The organism is Streptomyces sp. NPDC059003, from assembly GCF_042740445.1.
GTDB lineage: Bacteria > Actinomycetota > Actinomycetes > Streptomycetales > Streptomycetaceae > Streptomyces.
Window position 1 is genome coordinate 39,023 of record NZ_JBHYJH010000073.1, and the last position, 6,311, is coordinate 45,333.

The 6,311-nt window shown below is 74.4% G+C and carries 5 protein-coding genes; 4 read left to right on the forward strand and 1 reads right to left on the reverse strand.

Features of this window, described 5'->3' with window-relative positions:
* Positions 1-34: 34 nt before the first annotated feature.
* The 3 genes from ACFWZ5_RS24440 (at position 35) to ACFWZ5_RS24450 (ending at position 2,501) form a co-directional block, all read left to right on the forward strand.
* Entirely contained in the window at positions 35-829 is a 795-nt protein-coding gene (locus ACFWZ5_RS24440) for an SGNH/GDSL hydrolase family protein (protein ID WP_384794573.1), read from the forward strand.
* A 165-nt stretch (positions 830-994) separates the two neighbouring features.
* On the forward strand, positions 995-1,696 hold the full coding sequence (locus ACFWZ5_RS24445) for an antibiotic biosynthesis monooxygenase (protein ID WP_384794571.1): 702 nt from the start codon (positions 995-997) through the stop codon (positions 1,694-1,696).
* Positions 1,697-1,769: 73 nt separating this feature from the next.
* Complete coding sequence (locus ACFWZ5_RS24450; protein WP_384794569.1) at positions 1,770-2,501, forward strand: SRPBCC domain-containing protein; 732 nt, start codon at positions 1,770-1,772, stop codon at positions 2,499-2,501.
* A 16-nt stretch (positions 2,502-2,517) separates the two neighbouring features.
* Here ACFWZ5_RS24450 and ACFWZ5_RS24455 read toward each other — a convergent pair whose 3' ends face one another.
* The gene (locus ACFWZ5_RS24455) at positions 2,518-4,353 is read right to left on the reverse strand and encodes an endonuclease/exonuclease/phosphatase family protein (protein ID WP_384794567.1); all 1,836 of its coding nucleotides are present in this window, start codon (positions 4,351-4,353) and stop codon (positions 2,518-2,520) included.
* A gap of 314 nt (positions 4,354-4,667) precedes the next feature.
* Here ACFWZ5_RS24455 and ACFWZ5_RS24460 point away from each other — a divergent pair, with 314 nt between their 5' ends.
* The gene (locus ACFWZ5_RS24460) at positions 4,668-6,131 is read left to right on the forward strand and encodes a hypothetical protein (protein ID WP_384794565.1); all 1,464 of its coding nucleotides are present in this window, start codon (positions 4,668-4,670) and stop codon (positions 6,129-6,131) included.
* Positions 6,132-6,311 lie beyond the last annotated feature (180 nt).

A 6,311-nucleotide genomic window follows, 5' to 3' on the forward strand; every position in this document is an offset into this window, starting at 1 on the left:
TGACGGGCCCTGGCGCGCGCAGGACCCTCGGGCCATGAGCTCGCATCCGTATGCGCGGTATGTCGCGGTCGGAGACAGCAGGACCGAAGGGCTCGGCGACGGCGACGAACGGCGCGGCTACCGCGGCTGGGCCGACCGCCTCGCGGAGATCCTCGCCGCCGGACGCCCGGACTTCGCGTACGCCAACCTCGCGGTGCGCGGCCGCCTCACGGAGCAGGTCAAGGACGAGCAGCTGGGCCCCGCCCTGGCCCTGAAGCCGGACCTCGTGACCGTCGTGGCGGGCGTCGACGACCTGGTGGGCCCCGGCTACGACGCGGCCCGCACCGCCCGCGCCATGGAGGAGATGTTCGCCGAGCTCACCGGGGCGGGCGCCCGCGTCGTCACCGTGACCTTCCCCGACATCGGCAGGATCGCGCCCCTCGCCCGCAGCGCCAAGGCGCGCGTCGTCGACCTGAACGCCCGCGTCCGGGCCGCCGCGGACCGCCACGGCGTCGTCGTCCTCGACCTGTTCCCGCTGCGGATCACGGCCGACCCGCGCCTGTGGTGCCGGGACCGGATGCACGCGAGCCCCGTCGGGCACGCCCGGATCGCCGCGGCCGTGGCCGACGCGCTCGGCATCGCCGGGCACGCGGACTGGGCGCGCCCGCTGCCGCCGCTCGCCCCGGTGACGACGCTCGGCGAGGCGGCGCAGGAAGTGCGGTGGCTCGCGGGCGCGGTGGGTCCGTGGGTGCGGCGCCGGATGCGGCTGCCCGTGGTGGGCGGCGCCGGACGGAGCGCGAAGCGGCCGGTGCTCGACGCGGTGACGCTGCCGGAGGGGGCCCGGCCGTGACGCCGCCCGCACGGGCCTGACCGCGAGCCCCCCGGCCACCCGCACGGACCCGGCCGTGACGCCGTCCGAAGCGGCTTGACCTGAACCAAGGTTCACGTTGGAACGTAGGTCGTGCACGGCGCCCCAAGAGGGCGGCGCGAATCACCGATGACCAGGGAGAACCCCATGCCGCAGCGCACCACGACCCCCGCCGACCCGACCCGCTCCGACGTGGGCCTCACCTTCTTCAGCACCTGGCACGTCGGCACCCCGGAGCGGCAGCGGGCCACGGTCGACGCGATCGCCCACGCCTGGGAGAGCCGGGTGTGGCCGCACGAGGGACTCCTCTCGTACAACGTGTACACGGGCTCCGACGGGCAGACCCTGATGCACCACTCGCAGTGGCGGGACGACGAGGCCTACCAGGACTTCTTCGCCAACGGCCGGGACCAGCGGAACGCCGAGATCGACGCGGCCGTGCCGGGCATCGAACGCCTCGGCCTGACGAAGACCCGCCACTACCGGACCGTGGCGGGCGGCGGCACCGGGACGCCCGAGGCCTTCGTGACCGTCGAGGTCGACTTCGAGGGCCCCGACGCCGAGCGCCAGCGCGCCTGGGTCGACACGGTCGCGACGGCACTCGCGTCCGACCCCGTGCCCGCCCCCGGGCTCGTCGCGGCGCACTTCCACCTCAGCACCGACGGCCGACGGATGGTCAACTACGCGGAGTGGCAGAGCCAGCAGGCCCACATCGACGCCCTCGCGGCACCGGGCGACGGCGTCGGCTCGCCGTCCCCGCAGTGGCAGAAGGTGCGGGAGTTCCCCGGCGTGGTCCAGGACTCCAAGGTGAAGCGGTACCGGTTCGCGTACGGAGTGGCGCCCCGCTGACCGGCCGGCGCCGGGGTGGGACCGTGGGGGCGGGGGCCGTGGGGGACCGGCCCCGCGCACCCGAGGAGTCTCCATGGCAGGCAGCGGCGGCGGGCACGGCGAGGCGTTCGAGGTCGTCCGGGAGTTCGAGGTCGGCCGCCCGCCCGAGGTGGTGTGGGCCGCGCTCACCACCGGTACCGGCGGCTGGCTGTGCCCCGTGGAGTACGAGCCCCGCGAGGGCGGCGCCGCCCCCTGCGGCGGTGTCGTCGCCCGCTGGGACCCGCCGCGCCGCCTCACCGTGGAGGGCCCCGGCGGCCTCGCTCCGCACCGGGGCGCGCGCCTGCTCGACCACGTCATCGAGCCGTGCGACGGCGGCCGCCGCTCCTGGGTCCGGTATCTGCGCGCAGGACCCCTCGCGGACGAGGCGGAGGCGGACGAGGCGGAGGCCGCGGCGGTCACCGAGTACACCGACTTCTGCCTGCACACCCTGCGCCAGTACCTGACGTACTTCGCGGGCCGCCCCGCCGTCTGCACCGTCCTCGGCCCGGTCGGCGCGGGCGCCGCGTTCACCCGGCTCACCCGCGCGCTCGGGCTGCCCGCCGACGCCCGCGAGGGCGCCCGGGTCCGGCTCGTGGCCCCGGGCGCCGAACTCGACGCGGTCATCGGCTTCCGCACGCGGCGCTACGTGGGTCTGCGGACCGACGACGCCCTGTACCGCCTGCTCGGCGCGCCCGTGGGCCTCACCGTCCACGACTTCGCGCCGCACGCGGACGCCAAGCGCACCGAGCTCGCCTGGCGCGACTGGCTGACGCGCCTCTACGGCTGAGCCGGCAGGGGGTGCGCTACGGCTTGAAGCGCACCACCTGCGGGTCGTGGTCGCTGTTCTGCTCGGCGAACTCCGCGTTCACATGCACGCTGTCGTACGCGAACCGGCCGACACCGGGGCTGACCAGGATCTGGTCGAGCACCTGGGAGTTGCCCTGGAAGACGTACGAGTAGCGCTCGGCGCGCGGCAGCGACTTCACGCCCGCGCGCAGGGCGCCGCCCGCCTCCAGGGCCTTGGTCGTCGGCGAGAACTCGAAGTCGTTGATGTCACCGGCGACGACGACGTCCGCATTCTTCTCGGCCGCGCGGATCTTGCGTACGAAGGCGTTGACCGCCTCGGCCTGCTTGACCCGCTGGACCTCCGAGGGCCGGGACGGCGGCTGGTGGTGCGAGGTCAGGGACTCGTCGCCGCCCTTGGACGCGAAGTGGTTGGCGACGACGAAGACGGTCCTGCCGCGGAAGGTGAACTCGCCCGCGAGGGGCTTGCGGCTGTTGGTCCACGCCGCGTTCGCCGGGTCGATCCGGCCGGGCGAGCGGGTGAGCGCGGCCCGCTTGCCCGCGCGCACGACGTCCGTGGGCGTGGTCGCGTCGCCGCCCGCGCGGTCGGTGAACGACACCCGCTCGGGGTTGTAGAGGAACACCTGGCGGATGTTGCCGCCGGGCTCGCCGCCGTCCTTGTTGTTCTCGGGGTCGACGGACCGCCAGGAGTAGCGCGGGCCGCCCGCCGCGGCGACGGCGTCCGTGAACTTCTTCAGGGTCTGGTCGGCGGCCACCGTGCCGTCGTTCTTCGCGCCGCTGTTGTCCTGGATCTCCTCCAGGGCGACGATGTCCGGCGACGCGAGGTGGGTGACGACGGCGCGCGCGAGCGCGTCGAACTTCTCCTGCGGGTCGCCGGGGTCGAGGTTCTCCACGTTGTACGTCGCCACGGCGAGCTCGCGCTCGCGCTGCGGCCGGGTCCGCTCCCGCTGAAGGCCCTTGGGGACGACCTTCCCGAGTGTGCGCGCGGTCAGCGTGTACCCGCCGAACTGGTTGAAGTCGAGGGGGCCCTCGGTCGTGCCGGACAGCACGTCCCCGACGTCCGCCTTCGGGAAGGGGCTCTCGGAGACCGGCGCCAGCTGCTGGATCTGCAGGCGCCCGGTGTTCTGCGCGGCGTACGAGCGGTACAGCGCGCCCCCGCGCTCGCTCCGGTTCTCGTGCGGCTTCACCGTCACCCAGAGCTCGTTGTACGGGTCGGTGGCGCCGACGACGCGCGAGGTGCCGACGGCGACGTTCATGCCCTCCAGGGACTCGTACAGGTCCAGGGCGTAGGAGCGGGGACGCAGCGGCAGGGCGTTGACGCTGTTCCCGGCTGCCGGGTCACCGGCGGGCGCGTACGCGGACGGCACCGACTTGGCGCTGATCGTGACCGGCGCGGGCAGCGCGTTGCCGGACGACTCGACCGTGACCGTCGGCTTGGTGAGCTGGGTCAGCGACTGGTTGCCGGAGTTCGCGCCGCCGGGGACGTACTCGGTGACGGTGCCCGAGACCCGGACCGCGTCGCCCGTCTTCACGGTCGGCGCCGAGCCGGTGTAGACGAAGACGCCCTCGCTGGTCGCGCGGTCGTCGTCGGCCTGCGGGTCCTGGATCCAGAAGCCCTTCGAGCCGTACGCGCGGACGCCGGTCACGATCCCCGGCACGTCCGTGACCTGCCGGCCCGCCAGCGGTGACAGGCGCGTCGTGCCCTGGATGTCGTGGACGCGCACCTGGTCGGCCGACGCGGGCGACGCGGTGGCGGCGAGCAGTCCGGCCGCGAGAGCCGTGGCGACGGCGGCGCCGACGGCGGCGGATCTGGGGGCGCGGGATATGGGGGACATCAACGGCTCCGGGGATTCGGGGATGAGGGGTGGATGAGGGGTAGCGGACAGCACAGGCGGTTTCGCGGCCCGGGGGAGTGGCGCTCTACGCGCGTCAATCTCCGGTGTGAGCAGGGAAGTTGTCAAGGTTGTGCCGGTGTTCCGCGGCTGTACGTTTTCTGACAGGGACATGAACTCAGGCAAAGAGGGGCAAGCCCGGAGCGCCCGGGGGCGGCGGCGACCAGGGCCGAGCGGCGGGCGGCGGCCGGTCAAACCCGTCTAGGCTTCACACAGCAGACCCGTACCCCCGTGTGCCCCGTCAGGAGAACCAGCCGATGTCCCAAAGCCCCGCCACCCTGCCGCCGGTGCTGCTGCACTCCGAAGCGGAGCTCGCGCGGGACGCGCTCGCCACACCCCTGCTCGCCCGTGCCGTGCGGCTCGCCCGCTGGGCCGGGCCCGACACGCGCGTCGGCGCGGGCGGCGAGCTCGTCGACGAGCAGCTGCCCGCGGCGGCGGCCGAGCTCGGGCTCGTCGACGGGGCCGATGGCCTGGAGGCCGGGGACGCGGCGGCGTACGCGAGCGAGGCCTGGCGGGTCGCCGTCGACACGGGGCTCGTGGAGGTCGAGGACGGCGAGGACGAGGACGCCGACGGCACGGTGACGGCGAGCGAGGACCTGGCGCTGCTCACGTCCGGCAGCCCGCAGGACGTCCTCGGCATCTGGCTGGGTGCCCTGGAGACGGCCTTCGCGGACGCCACGGTGCCCGACCTGGACGACCTCGTGGACGCCGTCCAGGAGGGCGGCGAGATCGACTTCTCGGAGCTCGGCTGGGACCCGCAGGCCGAGGCCGACTTCCTCGAAGGCGTCCTCGGGAACCTGTACCTCCTCACCGTCAGCGACGGCGCCGCGGAGGACGGGGCGGTGCCGCTGCCCGCGCTCGCCGCGTCGATGATCGTGCCCGACGACATGGGCGAGCCCACCGACGACATCCTGGAGCAGGTGTCGGACGCGATGATGCGGCTCGACGACCAGTTCCGCCTCCTGGAGCCCGTCGGGCTCGTCGAGTACCAGCCCGTCGACGAGGCGCTGATGGCCGACATCGACAGCGAGGAGCCGCTGCCGCCCGTCGACGACGAGGACGTCACGCGGTACGGCATGGTCAAGCTGACGCCGCTCGGCCTGTACGGGATCCGGGCGCGGATGCTGGAGGCCGGTGTCGACGCGCCCGCCGTCGGGGACCTCGCCGACAAGGGCGCCGACACGCTCCTCGACGCCACCGCCACGTTCCCGCAGGCCGCCGCGCAGGCCGAGATCGAGCAGTGGCTCGCGCGGCGCGCGCCGCTCGACGCGGCGCGGGAGCTGTTGTCCGCGGCGCGCGGCGGCGACGAGGGCGCGCCGGTGCGGCGCCTTCGGTGTCAGCAGGCGCTGTCGCTCGTCGGGGGCGCCGCCGAACCCGCGCTCCGCGAGGTCCTCGACGACGCGGAGCTCGGCGGGCTCGCGCGGGTGTGGCTCGCCGAGCAGGGCGCCGCGGATGTGCCCGCGCCGTCCGAGGGCATGGTCTTCTGGCTCACCATCGACACGATCGCGGCGCAGCTCGCCGCCGAGGGCAACTCCGAGGAGCTGCAGGGCCTCGTGGAGGGGCTTGCCGCGCAGCACAGCGGGTTCTTCGCGGCGGCGTGGCGGGTGGAGCACCCCGCGACGGCGGACGTCCTCGAAGCGATGGGGCGGCTGCATCCGGACAAGAAGGTGGCCAAGGAGGCCCGCAAGGCGGCCTTCAAGGCCAGGTCGCAACAGTCCTGAGGCCACCCCGCGGCCCCAGCCCCCACCGGCCTCGGGGCCGCGCCCCTCACACGCCGTACGGCTGATTCCCCCACCCGCCCGCCCTTCCATCGCGCTGGCGCGCTCGTCCTCAAACGCCGGACGGGCTGATCCTTCCCCGCCCACCCGCCCCTTTCAGGGCGGATGGGCGGGGGTTTTCAG